The sequence below is a fragment of the Paeniglutamicibacter sp. NPDC091659 genome, from assembly GCF_044756805.1.
Taxonomy (GTDB): Bacteria; Actinomycetota; Actinomycetes; order Actinomycetales; family Micrococcaceae; genus Paeniglutamicibacter.
The window spans coordinates 84,281-102,962 of sequence record NZ_JBIVTO010000005.1; the positions used below are offsets into that span (position 1 = coordinate 84,281).

General features: G+C 64.8%; 16 protein-coding genes, 1 tRNA gene and 1 pseudogene. 13 read left to right on the plus strand and 5 right to left on the minus strand.

The window, feature by feature from the left end; all coding sequences use genetic code 11:
* Positions 1–59: 59 nt before the first annotated feature.
* Positions 60–1,577 (plus strand): pyruvate kinase, encoded by a 1,518-nt coding sequence (gene pyk, locus ACIQLF_RS10865; RefSeq protein ID WP_400297952.1) that lies wholly within the window; start codon positions 60–62, stop codon positions 1,575–1,577.
* A 113-nt stretch (positions 1,578–1,690) separates the two neighbouring features.
* Here the strand turns inward: pyk and ACIQLF_RS10870 are convergent.
* Together ACIQLF_RS10870 and ACIQLF_RS10875 are read right to left on the minus strand one after the other, a co-directional pair.
* Positions 1,691–2,575: pseudogene (locus ACIQLF_RS10870) on the minus strand (S1C family serine protease).
* Positions 2,576–3,118: 543 nt separating this feature from the next.
* Positions 3,119–3,199: transfer RNA gene (locus tag ACIQLF_RS10875), tRNA-Leu, on the minus strand.
* A 156-nt stretch (positions 3,200–3,355) separates the two neighbouring features.
* Here ACIQLF_RS10875 and ACIQLF_RS10880 point away from each other — a divergent pair.
* The 3 genes from ACIQLF_RS10880 to ACIQLF_RS10890 all read left to right on the plus strand — a co-directional run bounded on the left by ACIQLF_RS10880 (position 3,356) and on the right by ACIQLF_RS10890 (position 5,508).
* Positions 3,356–3,976 (plus strand): ANTAR domain-containing response regulator, encoded by a 621-nt coding sequence (locus ACIQLF_RS10880; protein ID WP_209997415.1) that lies wholly within the window; start codon positions 3,356–3,358, stop codon positions 3,974–3,976.
* A gap of 127 nt (positions 3,977–4,103) precedes the next feature.
* On the plus strand, positions 4,104–5,060 hold the full coding sequence (locus tag ACIQLF_RS10885) for an aldose 1-epimerase family protein (RefSeq protein ID WP_400297954.1): 957 nt from the start codon (positions 4,104–4,106) through the stop codon (positions 5,058–5,060).
* A gap of 19 nt (positions 5,061–5,079) precedes the next feature.
* Positions 5,080–5,508, plus strand: a complete 429-nt coding sequence (locus ACIQLF_RS10890) for a VOC family protein (RefSeq protein WP_400297957.1) — start codon at positions 5,080–5,082, stop codon at positions 5,506–5,508.
* A 10-nt stretch (positions 5,509–5,518) separates the two neighbouring features.
* Here ACIQLF_RS10890 and ACIQLF_RS10895 read toward each other — a convergent pair whose 3' ends face one another.
* Positions 5,519–6,139 (minus strand): L-threonylcarbamoyladenylate synthase, encoded by a 621-nt coding sequence (locus ACIQLF_RS10895; protein ID WP_400297959.1) that lies wholly within the window; start codon positions 6,137–6,139, stop codon positions 5,519–5,521.
* A 635-nt stretch (positions 6,140–6,774) separates the two neighbouring features.
* Between ACIQLF_RS10895 and ACIQLF_RS10900 the strand changes: the two genes are divergently transcribed.
* From ACIQLF_RS10900 to ACIQLF_RS10910, 3 genes are read left to right on the plus strand one after another with little or no spacing between them, the layout of a single operon-like run.
* Positions 6,775–8,025 carry an anion permease gene (locus ACIQLF_RS10900; RefSeq protein WP_400297961.1) on the plus strand — a complete coding sequence of 417 codons (1,251 nt, stop codon included), beginning with the start codon at positions 6,775–6,777 and terminating at the stop codon, positions 8,023–8,025.
* The gene (locus tag ACIQLF_RS10905) at positions 8,025–8,267 is read left to right on the plus strand and encodes a hypothetical protein (RefSeq protein ID WP_400297963.1); all 243 of its coding nucleotides are present in this window, start codon (positions 8,025–8,027) and stop codon (positions 8,265–8,267) included. Before ACIQLF_RS10900 ends, ACIQLF_RS10905 begins: the two co-directional genes overlap by 1 nt.
* A gap of 35 nt (positions 8,268–8,302) precedes the next feature.
* Complete coding sequence (locus ACIQLF_RS10910) at positions 8,303–8,866, plus strand: dihydrofolate reductase family protein (RefSeq protein ID WP_400297966.1); 564 nt, start codon at positions 8,303–8,305, stop codon at positions 8,864–8,866.
* A gap of 9 nt (positions 8,867–8,875) precedes the next feature.
* Here ACIQLF_RS10910 and ACIQLF_RS10915 read toward each other — a convergent pair whose 3' ends face one another.
* Positions 8,876–9,388 carry an adenylate kinase gene (locus tag ACIQLF_RS10915; protein ID WP_400297968.1) on the minus strand — a complete coding sequence of 171 codons (513 nt, stop codon included), beginning with the start codon at positions 9,386–9,388 and terminating at the stop codon, positions 8,876–8,878.
* Between the two features lie 204 nt (positions 9,389–9,592).
* Between ACIQLF_RS10915 and ACIQLF_RS10920 the strand changes: the two genes are divergently transcribed.
* On the plus strand, positions 9,593–10,051 hold the full coding sequence (locus ACIQLF_RS10920; RefSeq protein ID WP_400297971.1) for an SRPBCC family protein: 459 nt from the start codon (positions 9,593–9,595) through the stop codon (positions 10,049–10,051).
* A gap of 19 nt (positions 10,052–10,070) precedes the next feature.
* Here ACIQLF_RS10920 and ACIQLF_RS10925 read toward each other — a convergent pair whose 3' ends face one another.
* A complete protein-coding gene (locus tag ACIQLF_RS10925; protein ID WP_400297973.1) occupies positions 10,071–10,589 on the minus strand; it encodes a hotdog fold thioesterase in 519 nt (172 codons plus the stop codon).
* A gap of 85 nt (positions 10,590–10,674) precedes the next feature.
* On the opposite strand from ACIQLF_RS10925, the gene polA reads away from it, so the two are divergent.
* The 5 genes from polA to rpsA all read left to right on the plus strand — a co-directional run bounded on the left by polA (position 10,675) and on the right by rpsA (position 18,585).
* Positions 10,675–13,305 (plus strand): DNA polymerase I, encoded by a 2,631-nt coding sequence (gene polA / locus ACIQLF_RS10930; protein WP_400298453.1) that lies wholly within the window; start codon positions 10,675–10,677, stop codon positions 13,303–13,305.
* On the plus strand, positions 13,305–14,597 hold the full coding sequence (locus ACIQLF_RS10935) for a GNAT family N-acetyltransferase (RefSeq protein ID WP_400297975.1): 1,293 nt from the start codon (positions 13,305–13,307) through the stop codon (positions 14,595–14,597). Before polA ends, ACIQLF_RS10935 begins: the two co-directional genes overlap by 1 nt.
* Positions 14,598–14,618: 21 nt before the next feature.
* The gene (locus ACIQLF_RS10940) at positions 14,619–15,926 is read left to right on the plus strand and encodes a GNAT family N-acetyltransferase (protein ID WP_400297977.1); all 1,308 of its coding nucleotides are present in this window, start codon (positions 14,619–14,621) and stop codon (positions 15,924–15,926) included.
* 5 nt (positions 15,927–15,931) lie between these two features.
* Positions 15,932–16,891, plus strand: coding sequence for a polysaccharide deacetylase family protein (locus ACIQLF_RS10945; protein ID WP_400297980.1), 960 nt, complete (start codon positions 15,932–15,934; stop codon positions 16,889–16,891).
* A 227-nt stretch (positions 16,892–17,118) separates the two neighbouring features.
* On the plus strand, positions 17,119–18,585 hold the full coding sequence (gene rpsA, locus ACIQLF_RS10950; protein WP_400297982.1) for a 30S ribosomal protein S1: 1,467 nt from the start codon (positions 17,119–17,121) through the stop codon (positions 18,583–18,585).
* Positions 18,586–18,682 lie beyond the last annotated feature (97 nt).

An 18,682-nucleotide genomic window follows, 5' to 3' on the forward strand; every position in this document is an offset into this window, starting at 1 on the left:
GCACCACTACTACGGTGGTTTTCCGACCTGAGAAATGGAAAGGCAGTTAGGCTGACCGTATGAGACGCGCAAAAATTGTGGCCACCTGGGGCCCAGCGATCGGTACCTACGAAAAGACGTTGGCAGTGCTCAAGGCGGGTGTCGATGTCGCCCGCTTGAACATGAGCCACGGCGACCACTCGATGCACGCCGAGAACCTCGGAAACGTCCGTGCGGCGGCCCTTGAGCTTGGCCGCCCGGTCGGCATCTTTGCCGACCTGCAGGGTCCCAAGATCCGGCTGGGTCGTTTCATCGACGATGCCAAGCACATCCTGAAGGTGGGGGCCACCTTCACCATCGTCATCGCCGATGTGTTGGGGGATGAAACCTTCTGCTCCACCACGTTCAAGGGCCTGCCGCAGGACGTCAACGTGGGCGACATCCTGCTCATCAACGACGGCAAGGTTTCCCTCCGAGCCACCGCGGTCGACGACGAAAAGGTCGTCACCGAGGTGGTCGTGGGCGGCGAGGTGTCCAACAACAAGGGCATCAACCTTCCAGGCGTTGCCGTCAACGTTCCCGCGTTGAGCGAAAAGGACGAGGACGACCTGCGCTGGGCCATCCGTGCCGGCGTGGACATGGTTGCGCTCTCCTTCGTGCGCAACGCCTCCGACATCGAGCGTGTGCACGAGATCATGGACGAGGAAGGCCGTCGCCTTCCGGTCATCGCCAAGATCGAGAAGCCGCAGGCGGTGGACGCGCTGGAGGAAATCATCAACGCGTTCGACGCCATCATGGTCGCCCGTGGCGACCTCGGCGTCGAGCTTCCGCTCGAAGAGGTTCCGCTGGTCCAGAAGCGCGCCATTGAATTGGCACGCCGCTGGGCCAAGCCGGTCATCGTCGCCACCCAGGTGTTGGAGTCGATGATCGAATCGCCGACCCCGACCCGCGCCGAGGCCTCGGACTGCGCCAACGCCGTGCTCGACGGCGCCGACGCGGTCATGCTTTCGGGCGAAACCTCGGTGGGCGAATACCCGATCGAGACCGTCGAAACCATGGCCCGGATCATCTCCTCCACGGAGCAGCACGGTCTTGACCGCATCCCGCGTCTGGGCTCCAAGCCCAAGACCCGCGGCGGCGCCATCACCCGTGCCGCAGTGGAAATCGCCGACCAGTTGGATGCCAAGTACATCGTGGCCTTCACCCAGTCCGGCGACTCGGCCCGACGCCTGTCGCGCCTGCGCCCGAAGAAGCCGGTGCTGGCGTTCACGCCGCTGCCGCAGACCTACCAGATCATGACGTTGATGTGGGGCGTCCAGCCGCGTCTGGTCGAGTACGCGGACCACACTGACAAGATGACCGCTCAGGTCGACCGCGCCCTGCTGCAGGAAGGACTGGCGGATATCAACGACATCGTCTGCATCGCTGCCGGTTCCCCTCCAGGCCAGGCCGGTTCGACCAACTCGCTTCGCATCCACAAGGTCGGCGACCTCGCGGATGCCGGCCAGCTGGTTGAGGGTAAGCCGATGCCGACTCGCGAAGAGGTAGGCCCTTGGGCCACCGAATCCGTGTCGGGCGAAGGCACCCGCGAAATCTAAGTAGCCACTGGTTACCCTAAAAGCCGGATCTGCAAGAAGCTTCCCTTCGGGGGGGAGTGGACCGTGGATCCGGCTTTTGTGTTGTGCCATGGGTTGTCGGTGCATGACGTGCATTAGTCCGTCATCTCAACCGGCACGGGCAATGGCGCGCCTATGGCCTCGGCGAACAACTGCTTTTGCACGCTCTCGGCACTGGAGACCGGGCTCTGCCCGACGGTGAGCACCAGGTCGCCGGGCTTCAACCCGGACTTCTCCGCCGGCGAACCGGCCATGACATCCACAACGCGTAGCCCCTCCCGCTGGCCTATGCGAGATGCCAGCGTCTCGTTCAGCGCTATCGGAGAACTGACCAGACCCAGGTATGCGCGCCGGACACGCCCGTAGGCTATCAGCGCGGAGATGATCCGCCGGGTGGTGGCGTTGATCGGAACGGCCAGGCCCAAGCCCGCGCCCGCCACAGCCGTGTTGATGCCGATCACCCGGCCGCGGGCATCGGCAAGCGCCCCGCCCGAATTGCCCGGGTTCAGCGCGGCATCGGTCTGGATGACGTCCTCGATGACCCGCCGGGTCCGGCCAAGTACGGTGGGTATGGACCGCCCCAGTCCGCTGACCACCCCGGCGGTCACCGACCCGGCCAGGCCCAGCGGGTTGCCTACGGCGATGACCAGCTGGCCTACCCGCAGACCCTCGGCGTCACCGAGTTTCGCCGGGGACTTCATGTGGGAAAAGCCGCGGATAACGGCCAGGTCGGACTAGACGTCGGCTCCCCTGATCTCGATATCCGTTCCCGTGCCGTCGGCAAACGTCGCCCACCCGCTGCTGGCGCCGGCAACCACGTGGGCATTGGTAAGCATGTAGCCGTCTTCGGTAAAGACGACGGCGGAACCCGCACCCATGCGCACCCGCCCGTTGCGGCCCGCGCCCATCATCTCAACGGCTGCCACCTGCGGCCCCACCGTTTCGGCAACGCTGATAACGGTCCGAGAGTACGCATCCATCGCGTCTTCAGACGCAAGTCCGGCCTCGGAGATATCGGAAGTCTCGTTCACCGCACACCTCCTGGTGTGACCGTGGGTGGTTAGTGGCTGTGCAGCCTGCCCACGCACGGGCCGCGCCATATGCCTATACAACGACAGTGGCGCGCACCATAGTCCCGTCACGGGTACGCCATCGGAGAACACCCTCTTAAGGAGTACGGCGTTTCCGGGGTATCCGAGGCGCCGCACGCCATCGTCCGCGCCGCACGCCACGCCCCGGAATCGGCACGGAGGGAAATACGCGACGAAAGGATCGGGCCCGACAGGCCCGACAGGCCCGGCACCGCGCTGAGTGCGACCGCGGGCTTCTGGCGCAGGAAGGAGTGGTCGAACGGCCCTAATGGACCGCGGCCTGAAAGGCCAAAAGCGGTAGTGACCTACCCTGGCCAGACGTGCTCTTTGTCGTATGGGCCAATTGTGTCGAAGAAATAGTCATAAGTTTGGCAATAAAACAAATGAAAAAGACCCCGATCCCTTATGAACTAAGGGATCGGGGTCTGACTGTGCCCGAGGTGGGACTCGAACCCACACACCTTTCGATACTGCATTTTGAGTGCAGCGCGTCTACCATTCCGCCACTCGGGCGGGCACATAATTAGAAGCAAGAATTAGCATAATGGATAATCTCTATCTTGAGAAATCCTCGCGTCCTTGCGGTTAACCACTGTACATGCAGATAGGCTTAACCACGAAACCGAGTATTGAAGATTCACCCGGTCACCCCGGGAATGAAGGAGCACCATGAGCGATCTGCCCGAAGTCACCCGTATCGAGGCTGAGCCCAACAATGGCGCACCACGCCGCGTCGTTGTCGCAGAAGATGAAACCCTGATCCGCCTCGACATTGTCGAAATCCTGCGCGGCGAGGGCTACGACGTGGTTGGCGAGGCAGACAATGGCGAAAAGGCCATCGAACTTGCCCGCGAGTTCAAGCCCGACCTGGTGCTGATGGACGTGAAGATGCCGGTTATGGACGGCATCACCGCTGCCGAAACCATCGTCAAGGAACGCATTGCCCCCGTGGTCCTCTTGACGGCCTTCAGCCAGAAGGAACTTGTCGAGCGCGCCCGCGAGGCGGGCGCCATGGCCTACGTGGTCAAGCCGTTCACCCCGGCCGACCTGGTTCCTGCCATCGAGATCGCCATTTCCCGCCACGAGGAAATCACCGCCCTTGAAAAAGAGGTGGGGGACCTGACCGAGCAGTTTGCCACCCGCAAGCTTGTCGAGCGCGCCAAGAGCCTGCTGACCGAGAAGATGGGCTTGACCGAGCCAGAGGCCTTCCGCTGGATCCAGAAGACTTCCATGGACCGTCGCCTGTCCATGCGCGAGGTTGCCGAGACCGTGATCGACCAGGTCAAGTAACAACGCACAAAGACAACACCTCTGGGGTCGCGGAAACCGAAATCTCGGTTTGCGCGGCCCCAGAGTCGCACCTTGGGCCCTATTAGAGGCTGCCGCCAGATTCCCCGGAACCCCAGAAAGGCTCGCTTTGTCGAACCACGTTGCCCCGATGGGCGAATGCTTTGAACTCAAGGCCGGAATCGGCGGCCGAAGCCAGTGCGTCGTCGTCACGGAAACCGGAGGTACGCTCCGGGCGCTAAGTGTTGATGGCATTTCACTGGTGCAGGACTATCCGGCGGACTCCGCTGCGCCGTTCAGCGCCGGCTGGAATCTGGTGCCCTGGCCGAACCGCGTGGCCGGGGGTAGATGGACCCATGAAGGAACCACCCAACAGCTTCCAATCACCGAACCCGCACGCGGCCACGCCCTGCACGGCCTTTTGGCAGACGTCGCCTACCGTCTGGTCGAACGGAATTCCTCGAGCCTGACGCTTGCCGCCGATCTCCAGGCTGCGGAAGGCTACCCCTTCGACCTGTCCACTTCGGTTCGTTATGAACTGCACCGGGACGGGCTTCGCGTGACGCACTGGCTGACGAACACCGGCCGGAGGAAGGCCCCCGTGGCGGTCGGCACGCATCCCTACCTCAGTCTGGGGGAGGTGCCCGCCGAGGAACTCAAGCTCGTCATCAACGCGGATTCGCACCTGGAAGTGGACGGACTGTTGATCCCCACCGGTGAAATCACTGCCGTGGGAGGCACGCCTCGGGACTACAAGGCGGGGCAAGTCCTGGGCCAGGTGGCGCTGGACGACGTATGGACGGATCTCCATCGCAATGCCGAGGGAGGCTCCGTCCACTATCTGGAAGCGCCCGATGGCAGCCGGGTCGAGATGGCCATGGACGCGGAGTTCGGTTACATCCAGGTCTATACAACCAGCGATTTCCCGTCGGAGGACGGCAACGTGAGCGCCGTTGCCATGGAACCCATGACGGCACCGGCAGATGCATTCAACAACGGGATGGGACTGCATTGGCTGGAGCCGGGGGAGAGCTGGGATATTGGTTGGGGGATCCGGCACCGCCGGGCCCCGCAGGAACGGGACTGACTTGGAGAGGGTAATCCGGATGAAAACACAGGGCGTGGTACTCAGCCTGGCGGTAACCGACGCAACCCGCTCCCACGACTTCTACCGAGAGGTCCTGGGTGCGGGCTGCGTCCGGCTGGAGGCGGGCATGGTCTGCATTGAATTGCCCGGGCTCGTGCTGTTCCTCGCGGAAATCCCGGATTTCACCAGGTACTCGCGCGAGGCCAAGCGCGCGCCGCTCCTGCCGGTGCCGGCAAGTGACGCCCTGCTTAGCTGTGCGATCGCCAGCACCGGGGAGGTTGACGAGATCCTCTCGGTGGCGAAGGCCGCCGGCGGCAGGACCTTTGAGCCCCACGAGATCCCCCACGTGAGCGGGCGCCGGCAATACGTGGGAACGTTCACGGACCCCGACGGGCACCTGTGGCAATTGGTTTGCAACCTCACCGATGCGCACGGCGCCGCCAACTAGAACATTTGTTCTACTCGAAGCGGGAGGGATCTCCCAGCCCCACGCGGGCGATGACTGCCTCGCCGCTCGAGTAGTCGATGACGGTGGTTGGTTCGATGCCGCATTCGCCGGAATCGATGACGCCATCCACCACGTGGTCGAGGGCTTCCTTGATTTCCCAGCCCTGGGTCATGGGTTCTTCCTCGCCCGGCAGGAGCAGTGTGCTTGAGAGGATGGGCTCGCCCAGTTCCTCGAGCAGCGCCTGCACCACCGCGTTGTCCGGGATGCGCACGCCGATCGTCTTCTTCTTCGCGTTCATCAGGCGGCGGGGGACTTCCTTCGTCGCGGGCAGGATGAAGGTGTAGCTGCCCGGGGTGACGGCCTTGATGTTGCGGAAGACCATGTTGTTGACTTCAACGTACTGGCCCAGCTGCGCAAAGTCCTTGCAGACCAGCGTGAAATGGTGTTTGTCGTCCAGCTTGCGGATCGCGCGGATGCGGTCCATCGCCTCCTTGTTGCCTATCTGCGCGCCGAGCGCGTAGCAGGAATCGGTGGGGTAGGCCAGCAATCCGCCATTGCGCAGCAGGTCAACGGCCTGTGCGATCGAACGGGCCTGCGGGTTTTCGGGGTGAACATCAAAAAATCGTGCCATTGAATGAGCTTACGGCCGATGGCGCGAATCATGCACCGGTCCGGCGCGAAAAACTCTGCGGCGCTTGGCGGGAACGTTCGGGAATTTCCATAGACACTGCCCGGTCCGAAATCGGCGGCCCCGCTGGTGGCCGCCTGGGTATGGGTAGTCGTCAACGCCCCGGGCCTGACAGTGCTTACGGCGCTCGCCGACTTCTGCGCTCGCCCCGCCGATGCGTTGCTCGGGCGGGTTGGCGCGATCGACGCGTTGCGAGTGGTTGGAGACCGGTCGGACCGGATCGGAATCCCCGATGGATCGGCCGGGCCGCCTGCACGGATGGCGCCGCTCTCGGCTCACGTCGAAGACTTTCCGCATGGGCATCGCAAAGTTTGTCCATTGAGCTGATGATCAGGCTGTTTGAGTCGCGGGAACCGTGAAGTAGCTCACGCCCAATGTGCAGTCCGCCCCTGCGCCGCCTAATCACGCGGCAAAGTCGGGTTGTGAGGGATTTTCCGGGAATTGACTAGTTTTCTACAGGCCATATGATGAATTGGCGACTTAGGTGACCGGAACCGAAACATTGGGTTAACAATGCGGAGATTCAAGGTGACCGTTTGCGCCTCGGCCCTCGCCCGTAACCCAAGATTGGTTTCTACATGGATCTGACGCTTATCGTCGTCCTAGTCATAGCTCTTGCACTGTTCTTTGACTTCACCAATGGCTTCCACGACACCGCGAATGCGATGGCAACTCCCATCGCCACCGGAGCCATCAAGCCCAAAACCGCTGTGGCACTCGCAGCCGTATTGAACCTCGTCGGCGCATTCCTTTCGACCGAGGTCGCCAAGACCATTTCGGGTGGCATTATCAAGGAAGGCGGAGAAACCGGCGTGCAAATCATGCCGGCGATGATCTTCGCGGGCCTGATGGGCGCCGTCATCTGGAACATGCTCACCTGGTTGCTCGGACTTCCATCCAGCTCTTCCCACGCCCTCTTCGGTGGCTTGATCGGCGCGGCAATCGTTGGTGCCGGATTCGGTGCCATCGACTACAACGTGCTGATGTCCAAGGTCCTGCTGCCCGCGCTTGTGGCACCGGTGATCGCCGGAACCTCGGCCTACCTGTGTACAAAGCTTGCCTACTCCGTGACCAAGCGCCAGTCCGGCGTTGCATCCCCGAAGCGCGGCGGATTCCGCTACGGCCAGATCTTCTCCTCCTCGCTCGTGGCACTTGCCCACGGAACCAACGATGCGCAGAAGACCATGGGTGTCATCACGTTGACACTGGTCGCCTCGGGCCTGCAGACCGCCGGCACCGGCCCGCACTTCTGGGTCATTGCCTCCTGTGCCCTGGCCATCGCTCTGGGCACCTACATGGGCGGCTGGCGCATCATCCGCACCATGGGCTCGGGCCTCACCGACGTCAAGCCCGCACAGGGCTTCGCCGCCGAGACCTCCACGGCAGCCGCAATCCTTGCCTCCTCGCACCTGGGCTTCGCGCTGTCCACCACGCAGGTCGCCTCCGGCTCCGTCATCGGTTCCGGGCTGGGGCGCAAGGGCGCCGAAGTCCGCTGGGGAACCGCCGGAAAGATCGCGATCGGCTGGCTCTTCACGCTTCCGGCTGCAGGCGCCATCGGCGCAGCCGCCGCGGCGCTGGCCCACTTCGGAACCATCGGCTTGGTGATCGTCACGGTCCTCGGACTTGGTTCGTTGCTGGTGATTTGGGTGCTTTCACGCCGTGAAATCGTCGGCCACAACAACGCCATCAGCGACGTTGATGTTTCGGGTGCCGCAGTGAACATCCCCACGAAGAAGGAGCGCCGCAAGATGGCGCGCGCCAAGGCGGAACAGGCCATGGCCGAGCAAACCAAGGCAGACGAAGCCAAGGCAGAGCAGGAGAGCAAGTAATGAACATCAAATGGGATGCATTTCTGATCGTTGCCATTGTCACCTGGGTTTCGTCACTGTTCATCGTCGGTGCCTATTCGCTGGGTGTGCGCATGCTGGCCGTGGCCGAGGATGAAAACCGCTCGACCGGCCTGGCCAAGGGCACGGCCTACCTTTGCTTCACGCTGTGCGGTGTTGTGGTGCTCTTCGGCATCATCCTGATCGTCCCGGCACTGAGCGAGAACATCCTCGGCATTCACTAGCCAAGGCGCGGTTGTTCGTGGATAGGATGGGGTGCATGACGCACTTCAGGTACTACGTAGCAGCCTCTGTCGACGGTTACATTGCCGATGAGAATGAGCGCCTGGATTGGCTCATGGAGTTCGACGGCTTTGAAGGCCAGCTCGAAGGCTATGAGGCATTCCTCGAAAACATCGGCGCCATCGTCCTGGGAGCCGACACCTATTCGTGGATGCTCAGGGAAATCGGCGACGAATGGCCCTATGCGGGCCTGCCGGTATGGGTCTTCACCCACCGCGAGCTCGCCGCTTTCCCGGGTGCCGACCTGACGTTTGTGCGCGGGGACGTGACCGAATGGGCCGGCGACATCGCCCGCAGCGCCAACGGCAAGGACGTCTGGGTTGTTGGGGGCGGATCCATCGCCGGGCAATTCGCGGATGCGGGTCTGCTCGATGAACTGCTGCTCTACACGATGCCCGTCATCCTGGGCGGCGGCCGGCCGCTTTTCGCGATGAAGGGCACGGCCAAACTGAGCCTGGCTTCCAGCCGTGAATTTGCCGGCGGGATCCGCGAGACCCAGTATGCGTTCATCAAGGCGCCGGGACAGGACCACGAATACTAGGAACCACTCTCAAAGGTGGCTTGCTTCCAACGAAGCAAGCCACCTTTGCGTTCGGCGGGGACTGGAAAAACGCAGGACACGTTCCGGGCCGTAGCGTTCCTCCAGCTCGCGCATCTGCCGGCGCTTGGCGGGGAAACTCTTGAAATGCCAGCGCACAATGGACTCCTTGCCCAGGAAGCGGCCCCACGTCTCGTGGTTCCCGTTGCAGACCGACTCCCGGCGCACCACGCGGCGGACGGAACGAACCAGCAAACGGCGCAGCGAGACCAGCCGGGGATAGTCGAGGCAGACGATGAGCTCGGCGCACGACGACACTTCCGCCCGGTAGGGGCCGTATGCCGAATCGAACACCCACTGTTCCGTGGCGGCGGTTGCCAGGACCATTCGCTTTTGCTCGGCGACCCTGCGCTGCACCCAGCCGGGAAGCCAGCCGAATTCGTCATCGACATAGTGGACCGGAAGGCCCAGGATGCGGCCGAGCTCGCCGGCAAGCGTCGACTTTCCGCTGCCGGTGACCCCCATGCAGAGGATTCGTTGCGGAACGCTTTTCAATCCATTCCCATCGCCCGGATTCTTGATGCGGCGCTTCTGCCCGCACATCGTTGTTGCCTGAAGAGCAACCGCCAAGGAGCGCGATTCCCCAATCCGCGGCGTTGCGCCGGGGGATCCGTGCGTTGCTACGATCGGAACCATACGCACACCACATAACACCAAACGGGAGTGTCCATGAAGTTCACCATCGAGGTGCCGATCGATGCCCCCGTGGAGCACGTGCTTGCCCTGCTGGCCAAACCCAACCACGCCCTGCACCGGCAAGCAAGCCTGCAGCGCATCGAGCACCGCAGCGGCACACCCGGGGAAGCCGGATCAACCTCCACGTACCATTACCGCTTGCCCAACGGGCGGGAGGTCGCCGGTGATGAAACCCTGCTCCGAAAGGACCCGGACGGCACGGAGGAATCGCTGGTGAAGGCCAAGGGACTGGAACACCGAGTGTTGTCCCGGGTCGTGGCGGCCCCGGATGGAACCGCACGATGGGTCATGGAAAACGACATGCGCTTCACCGGCCCGATGTCATTTACCGCGTTCTTCTTCGGCCCGTCCATCCGCCGCCAGGCACGCCTGGTGTTGGACGAATTCGCCCGCTGGGCCCAGCACAGCTATCGGGCAGAAGGCGGCAGCTAGGCGCCGCCTTCCTCCCTTGTCAGTCCTCCAGAAGCATGTTGGTGATGCGAGAGGTGCAAATGCGGCGTCCCTGCTCGTCGTTGATCACGATCTCGTGGGTCGTCAACGTGCGGCCCAGATGGATCGGGGTGCAGACGCCCGTGACCAGTCCGGTGACGCCGGCGCGGTGGTGGGTGGCGGAGATGTCCACGCCCACCGGGCGCTTCCTGCCGCCGCCGTGCACGGCGGCCGCAAAGGATCCGAGCGTCTCGGCAAGTGCCACCGACGCCCCGCCGTGCAGGATCCCTGCCACCTGCTGGTTGCCCTCGACCGGCATCGTCCCGCTGACGCGGTCCGCGGAAATCTCGGTGAAAACGATTCCGAGCTTCTCCACCAGGGTGCCCACGCCGTGGGCGGCAAGCATCGGCCACATCGCTTCAGGAACCCCGTGCGCGGCCAGCTGCCCGGCGAACGGGTTTGCGTGTTCCGCGCTGGCCTCGGCAAAGGTGCCAGATATCTCGGTCGGGGAGGCGTTGTGGTGTGTGAAATTATCGCTCATGCCAACTAGGCTGGCAGGTGTGAGCGAATCAACCAAACTTGTGGCAACCGATCCCCAGCGACTTCTTGTGATTGACGGGCACTCGATGGCCTTCCGTGCCTTCTACGCCCTGCCGGCGGAGAACTTCGCCCTCGACACCGGACAGCACACCAACGCGGTGCATGGTTTCGTGTCGATGCTGTTGACCATGATCCGGCAGCAGAAGCCCACCCACGTCGCCGTGGCCTTCGACCTTGACACCCCGACGTTCCGCTCGCTGGAATACACCGAGTACAAGGGCGGCCGCAACAAGACCCCTGAGGAGTTCTACGGGCAGATCGACCTGATCCAAAAGGTCATGGAAGCCATGAACATCCCGACCATCACCATGGACGGCTACGAGGCCGACGACATCATCGCCACCCTCGCCGCCAAGGGCGAGGCCGCGGGCCTTGACGTGCTCGTGGTGTCCGGGGACCGCGACGCCTTCCAGCTGATCACCCAGAAGACCCTGGTGCTCTACCCCAAGAAGGGCATCTCCGACATTCCGCCGATGGACGGCGACGCAGTCGAAGCCAAGTACTTTGTGCGCCCGGAGCAGTACTCGGACCTTGCCGCCCTCGTGGGCGAGACCGCTGACAACCTGCCCGGCGTGCCGGGAGTGGGCCCGAAGACCGCCGCCAAGTGGATCAACCTCTACGGCGGGCTGGAGGGCATCCTCGAAAACATCGATTCGATCAAGGGCAAGGTCGGCGACTCGCTGCGCGAACACGTCGACAACGTCACCCGCAACCGCCGCCTGAACCACCTGCTGCGCGACCTCGAACTGCCGGTGGAGCTCGAGGCCATGGAGCTCGAGCGCCCCAACCGCGATGCCGTCGAGGAGCTCTTCGACGCACTGCAGTTCAACACCCTGCGCAAGCGGCTTTTCGACCTCTTCGGCGACGAGCCGGAGGACGCCCGCGAGGAAATCGAGATAGCCGAACACGCGATGCTTGGCACCGCCGCGGAAATCCACGATTGGTTCGCGAAGCACGGCGCCCAGCTGCTGGGCATGCACGCGGCCACGGTCCCGGCCGCCGGAGGCCTCGACGTCGTCGGGCTCGCCTTCGCCTCCGTAGAGGCCACCGCGTACGTCTCGCTCGAGGAAATCGATGCCGACACCGAGCAGGCACTGGCCAAGGTGCTGCTTTCCAAGGACTACACCAAGGCCGTCCACGACTACAAGGGCACCTACAAGCTGCTGAAGAACCGCGGACTGGATCTTGCCGGCGTCGACGACGACACCATGATCACCGCCTACCTGATCCAGCCGGACCGCCGCAGCCACGATCTGCCGGACATCGCCCAAGTGCACCTGAAGATGTCGCTGGATGCGACCACGGCCCCCGCGGACGGCCAGCTGACGCTGGACTTCGAGGGCCCTGACCTCGCCACCCCCGCGGTGCGCGCGGCCCACGTGGTGCGCGAGCTGTCCCTGCACCTGGCCGGCATGCTCATCGAGCGCGGGGGAGACGCCCTGCTCAAGGACCTGGAAATGCCGCTCTCGCACGTGCTGGCGCAGATGGAGATGGCCGGCATCGCCATCGACACCGCCAAGCTTGACGAGCTGTACTCCGACTTCACCATGACGATCGACCTGGCCACCGCCGAGGCCTTCGCCGCGATCGGCCACGAGGTCAACCTCTCCAGCCCCAAGCAGCTGCAGGTGGTCCTGTTCGAGGAACTGGACCTGCCCAAGACCAAGAAGATCAAGACCGGCTTCACCACCGACGCCGAGTCGCTGCAGGACCTGCTGGTCAAGACCGGGCACCCGTTCCTGGTCGCGCTGATGGCCTACCGCGACGCGACCAAGCTGCGCCAGACCGTCGAGGGCCTGCGCAAGGCAGTTGCAGCCGACGGCCGCATCCACACCACCTACGCGCAGACCGTCGCGGCCACCGGACGCCTGTCCTCGCTGAACCCGAACCTGCAGAACATCCCGGTCCGCTCCGAGGAGGGCCGGCGCATCCGCGAGGTCTTCGTCGTCGGCGAGGGCTACGAGACCCTGCTGACCGCCGACTACTCGCAGATCGAAATGCGCATCATGGCGCACCTCTCCGGCGACGAGGGCCTGATCCAGGCCTACCGGGAGGGCGAGGACCTGCACCGATTCGTCGGCTCGCACGTCTTTGACGTGGAACCGGCCGAGGTGACCAACGAGATGCGCTCCAAGGTCAAGGCCATGAGCTACGGCCTGGCGTACGGGTTGAGCTCGTTCGGCCTGTCCAAGCAGCTGAAGATCTCCGTCGACGAGGCCCGCAACCTCATGAAGGACTACTTCTCCCGCTTCGGCGCGGTGCGCGACTACCTGCGCGCCGTCGTGGACCAGGCGCGCAAGGACGGCTACACGGAGACCATCTTCGGCCGCCGCCGCTACCTGCCGGAGCTCGCCAGCGACAACCGCCAGCTGCGCGACATCGCAGAGCGCGCCGCACTGAACGCCCCGATCCAGGGGTCCGCCGCAGACATCATCAAGCGCGCCATGCTCGGCGTGCAGGAAGGCCTGGAGGAGGCGGGGCTCAAGTCCCGCATGCTGCTCCAGGTCCACGATGAATTGGTGCTCGAGGTCGCCCCCGGCGAGCTGGAGGCCGTCGAGGCCATGGTGCGCGAGAAGATGGGCGCCGCCGCCGAACTGAAGGTGCCGCTGGATGTCCACGTGGGCATCGGCAAGTCCTGGCAGGACGCCGGACACTGATGACGGCCGGGCACCTGCGCATCGAGAACGTGTCCCTGGCCCGCCGCGAGGACGGCACGGCCAGCGGGCAGTTCGCCGCCTGGATCAACACCGCGGGGGAGGGCTTCTACAAGAAGCCGGCCACGGCGGAGCAGCTGGAGCAGATGCTGCAGGCCCACGAGGCCGATGCGCGGGTGCTCACCGGCGTCTACGACGACACCCGGCCCGCCGGGCTCGTGGACCCGCTGGTGCCCGTGGCCACCTTTGCGTCGTTCGCCCAGACGCTGAACGCCGGCGCCGGGCTGCTGCCGGCGCACCTGGTCACCCTGGTCACGGTGCGCCCCACGCACCGCCGCCGCGGCATCCTGCGCCAGCTCATGACGGGCGACCTGAGCCGGGCCAAGGCCGCGGGCTTCCCGGTGGCGGCGCTCACCGCCACCGAGGCGACCATCTACGGGCGCTTCGGCTTCGGCCGGGTCACCGAGCACCAGGAGCTGCAGCTGGACGTGCGCGGCGACGTGCGCTTCCACGCGGAACCCGTCGGGTCGGTGGTCCAGCTGGCCCCCGAGAAGCTCGGCGACATCGCGGTGCCGCTCTTTGAACGCTTCCATGCCTCCCGGCGCGGCTCGGTGGGCCGCCAGGAGTCATACCTGCGCCACGCCACCGCGCGCTGGGGCGAGGACGGCCCCGAACCGGACCCGAAGCAGCGCGCGGCCGTGTACCTGGATGCCGCCGGGGAGGTCCGGGGATTCGTCACCTACGCCTTTGCCGGCTGGGACCCCAAGCCGATCACGCTGGACGTCCGGGACCTGGTGGCGACCACCGAGGTTGCCCGCCGCGAGCTGTTCAGGTTCCTGTCCGCCCACGACCTGGTGGAGCGGGTGAGCTACCCGTTCGCCGCCGCCAACGACCCGCTGGGCTGGGCGCTGGAGGATGCCGCACGCATCGGCTACGGCGAACGCGGGCACGGGCTCTGGGTGCGCGTGCTCGATGTGCCCCAGGCGTTCGCCGCCCGCGAATACCGGGGCGCCGGGGACTTCACGCTGCGCGTCGAGGACCCGCTGGGCCTGGCCTCCGGGACCTACGGGTTCGAGGTCGGTGACGGCCAGGCCGTGGTCACGCGCCTGGCCGACGACGCTCCCGCCACGATGTCCTGCGACGCCGTGGCGCTCGGGCCGCTGCTGCTCTCGGCAGCCGGCGTTGCCGAACTCCATGCCGCCGGACTGCTGCGCATGGAGGACGCGGGGGAGCCGGACCGGATCGGGGATCTGCTGGACCTGCCCGGGCTGCCCCACGCCATCAACGGATTCTGAAGAAGAGAGCAACCGCCGGCCATGAGTGAAACCGCGACCAAGAACAGTGCCATCCGCATCGAGCGCTTCGCCCCGGAAATCGTCGACGGCGTGCCCACGCGGCGCACCGACGCGTTCAACCTGGCAACCAGCCGCGGGTTCCACGACGGCCCGCCGGAGGCCGACGCGCTGAAGACCCTGGCGGAGATCGCCGTAGCCGACGGCGTCACGTTCACCGCCGTGCATGACGACGCGGCGATCGCCCCATCGATCCACGCAGACCAGCCTGTCGCCACCTACGCGGCATTCCCCGGGACCATCAACGTGGGCGGCGCCGAGCCGGTGCCGGTGCACCAGATCACTTCGGTGACCGTCAGCCCGACGCACCGCCGCCGCGGCATCCTGCGCACCGTGATGACCCAGGACCTGACGCTTGCCAGGGAAGCGGGCATGCCGCTTGCCGCGTTGACCGCCTCCGAGGCGACCATCTACGGACGCTTCGGCTTCGGGCGGGCCACCGAACGCGTGAAATTCGCGCTCAAGGTCGACCGCGGCGCGCAGCTGCGCGCCGGTGCCACCGGCAGCGTCGTGGAGGTCGCTCCGGCAGATCTCAAGGACCACGCCACGGCCATCTTCGCGGCCGCCCACGCCCGGACGCTCGGCTCGGTCCGACACAACCATTTCGACCTGGGCTTCGCCGAGGGCCGCTGGGACGACTACGAATCGCTCAAGCCGGTGAAGAACCTGCGTGCCGCCCTGCACCTCGACGGGCAGGGCAACCCCGACGGGTTCGTGACCTACCTGTTCTCCGGCTGGAAGAGCGACCCCTACACGATGGAGATCCAGCAGCTGTGCGCCGTCGACGGCGCGGCCCGCCGGGAGCTGGTAGCCCACCTCGGCGCCCACGACCTGATCGACAAGGTCACCGGACGCGGCCCGGTCGACGACGTGCTGCCCACCGCGCTGGCCGACTCGCGTTCCTACAAGGTCACGGCGCTGGGCGACCACCTGTGGCTGCGCATCCTGGACATCCCCGCGGCCCTCGGCGCCCGCGGCTACTCCTCGGACGGCAGCATCCGGTTGGGTGTGCGCGACGACCTGCAGCTGGTCGACGGCGCTTGGGAACTCACGGTCACGGACGGGACGCCGGTGGTGCGCCGGGCCCCCGCGGACCTCGCCGTGGACGCGACCCTCGACGTGCGCGACCTCGCCTCGCTCTACCTCGGCGCCACGAGCGCCACGCGGCTCCACGAGGCCGGCGTGCTCACGGCCCATTCGGCCGGCGCGCTGGCCGCGATGGATGCGCTCTTCGCCACCGCCACCGTTCCCTACTGCCAGGCGGACTTCTAGAAATCATGCACGTTCCACCTCCAACCCCGTCCCGCGTGGGACGCAGGGTCTTCCTCGGTGCGGCCCTCGGGCTCGGTGCCGCCATGCTCAGCTCCTGCGTCGCGGACCCCGGGTCGCCAAGGTCGCCACTCGAGCGGCGAGCCAACGCGGCATCTCCCGCCCCGGGTCCGACGGCAACGAATAGCTCGGTAACGACCGACACGGCAAAGCCAAGCCCGACACGGAGCCCCTCGGCGGGCCATGCCCGGGTGATGACCCGGAAGCAGGCCGTCGCCGAATTTTCCGGCAAGCCCGCGGGCGCGTTTGGGCTCGAGGTCAAGGGCATCCAAATGGACCTGCCGGCCGGGGCCCGCGGTGCGGCGCTGACCTTCGACGCCTGCGGCGGTCCGCACGGCGAGGGCTACGACCTCACCCTGGTCAAGGCGCTGCGGAAACACCGGGCCCCGGCAACGCTCTTCATCAACCGCCGCTGGGCCAAGGCCAACCACTCCCTGATGCTGGACCTGGTGGCCGATCCGCTCTTCGAGATCGCCAACCACGGCACCTCGCACGCGCCGCTGGCCAGCCGGGGGCAGGCCGCCTACGGGATTCCCGGCACCGCATCGATCGCGCAGGCCTACGACGAGGTCATGGGCAACCAGCACTACCTTCGGGAAACCTTCGGCGTCGAAGCGAAGTTCTTCCGCTCGGGAACCGCCCACATGGATGAGCTCAGCACCCGCATGACACGTGAGCTTGGACTCATTCCGATGAATTTCACCGTGAACCTCGATGCCGGGGCCACCTTCCCGGTGGCCACCGTTGCCGCTCAAGCTGCCCTGTTGGGCAAGCGCGATGTCGGGATCGGGCATTTCAACCGCCCGAATTCGGGCACCGGGGAGGGCGTGGCCCGGGCACTGCCGGGGCTGCTGAAATCCCTTGAATCCCGGGATCTGCGCCTGCTCAAGTTGTCAGAGGCGTTCTAAAAACACGCTTGCATCGTCCCTTGCCGGGCCCGTTTCGGCGGCGGCGAATTCCGACACACCGGCTTGACAAGAGAAGCGGTTGACGTTTTGACCCGGCAGGGTGTGGGGGAATAGACTAATAGGGCGTGTTTCGGCCTTGCCGTGCCCGCACAAAGCTTAATTCGGAACATGCCGGGACTTCCGGCCGACCGATTCATACAGACTATCCACATCGGAGTCCCTACTACATGACCATCACCTCCAACGAGAAGACCAGTGCTCCAGTTGTTGCAATCAACGACATTGGCTCTGCTGAAGACTTCCTCGCTGCCGTCGACGCCACCATCAAGTACTTCAACGATGGCGACCTCGTCGAAGGCATCGTCGTCAAGGTTGACCGCGACGAAGTTCTGCTCGACATCGGTTACAAGACCGAAGGTGTCATTCCTTCCCGCGAACTTTCCATCAAGCACGATGTTGACCCGGGCGACGTAGTCGCCGTTGGTGACAACGTCGAGGCCCTCGTCCTCACCAAGGAGGACAAGGAAGGTCGTTTGATCCTGTCCAAGAAGCGTGCTCAGTACGAGCGTGCTTGGGGCGACATCGAGAAGATCAAGGAAGAAGACGGCGTCGTTACCGGCACCGTCATCGAGGTGGTCAAGGGCGGCCTTATCCTCGACATCGGCCTGCGCGGCTTCCTGCCGGCATCGCTCGTCGAAATGCGCCGTGTGCGCGATCTGGCTCCGTACATCGGCCAGGAAATCGAAGCCAAGATTATCGAACTGGACAAGAACCGCAACAACGTTGTTCTTTCCCGTCGTGCATGGCTCGAGCAGACCCAGTCCGAGGTTCGCTCCACGTTCCTCAACAAGTTGGAAAAGGGCCAGGTTCGTCCGGGCGTCGTTTCCTCCATCGTCAACTTCGGTGCATTCGTGGACCTTGGCGGCGTAGACGGTCTCGTCCACGTTTCCGAGCTGTCCTGGAAGCACATCGACCACCCGTCCGAGGTTGTCGAAGTTGGCCAGGAAGTCACCGTCGAGGTTCTCGAGGTCGACCTGGACCGCGAGCGTGTTTCGCTCTCGCTCAAGGCCACCCAGGAAGATCCGTGGCAGACCTTCGCCCGCACCCACGCCCTTGGGCAGGTTGTACCGGGTAAGGTCACCAAGCTTGTTCCGTTCGGTGCATTCGTTCGCGTCGAAGACGGAATCGAAGGCCTCGTACACATCTCCGAGCTGGCCGTGCGCCACGTGGAGCTTGCAGAGCAGGTTGTCTCCGTTGGAGACGAACTGTTCGTCAAGGTCATCGACATCGATCTCGAGCGTCGCCGCATCTCGCTGTCCCTCAAGCAGGCCAACGAGGGCGTCGATCCGGAAGGTGCCGAATTCGATCCGGCTCTCTACGGCATGGCTGCAGAGTACGACGAAGAGGGCAACTACAAGTACCCAGAGGGCTTCGACCCAGAGTCCAACGAATGGCTCGAAGGCTTCGAGACCCAGCGTGCAGCTTGGGAGCAGCAGTACGCTGACGCCCAGACTCGCTGGGAAGCCCACAAGAAGCAGGTTGCTCAGCACCTCGCCGACGATGCAGCTGCTGAAGCTGCTCCGGCCGAGTCCGCTGCAAGCAGCTACTCCTCGGATGCTCCGGCAACCGAGGCCGGCACCCTGGCATCCGACGAAGCACTCGCAGCACTGCGCGAGAAGCTGGCCGGCGCCTAAGCCTTCCTCCGCTTGTGAATCTTTGATTCGCTCGAGGTAGCTTGTTCGAAGGTCCCCTCCACCACTGGTGGAGGGGACCTTCGACGTTAACCAGCCG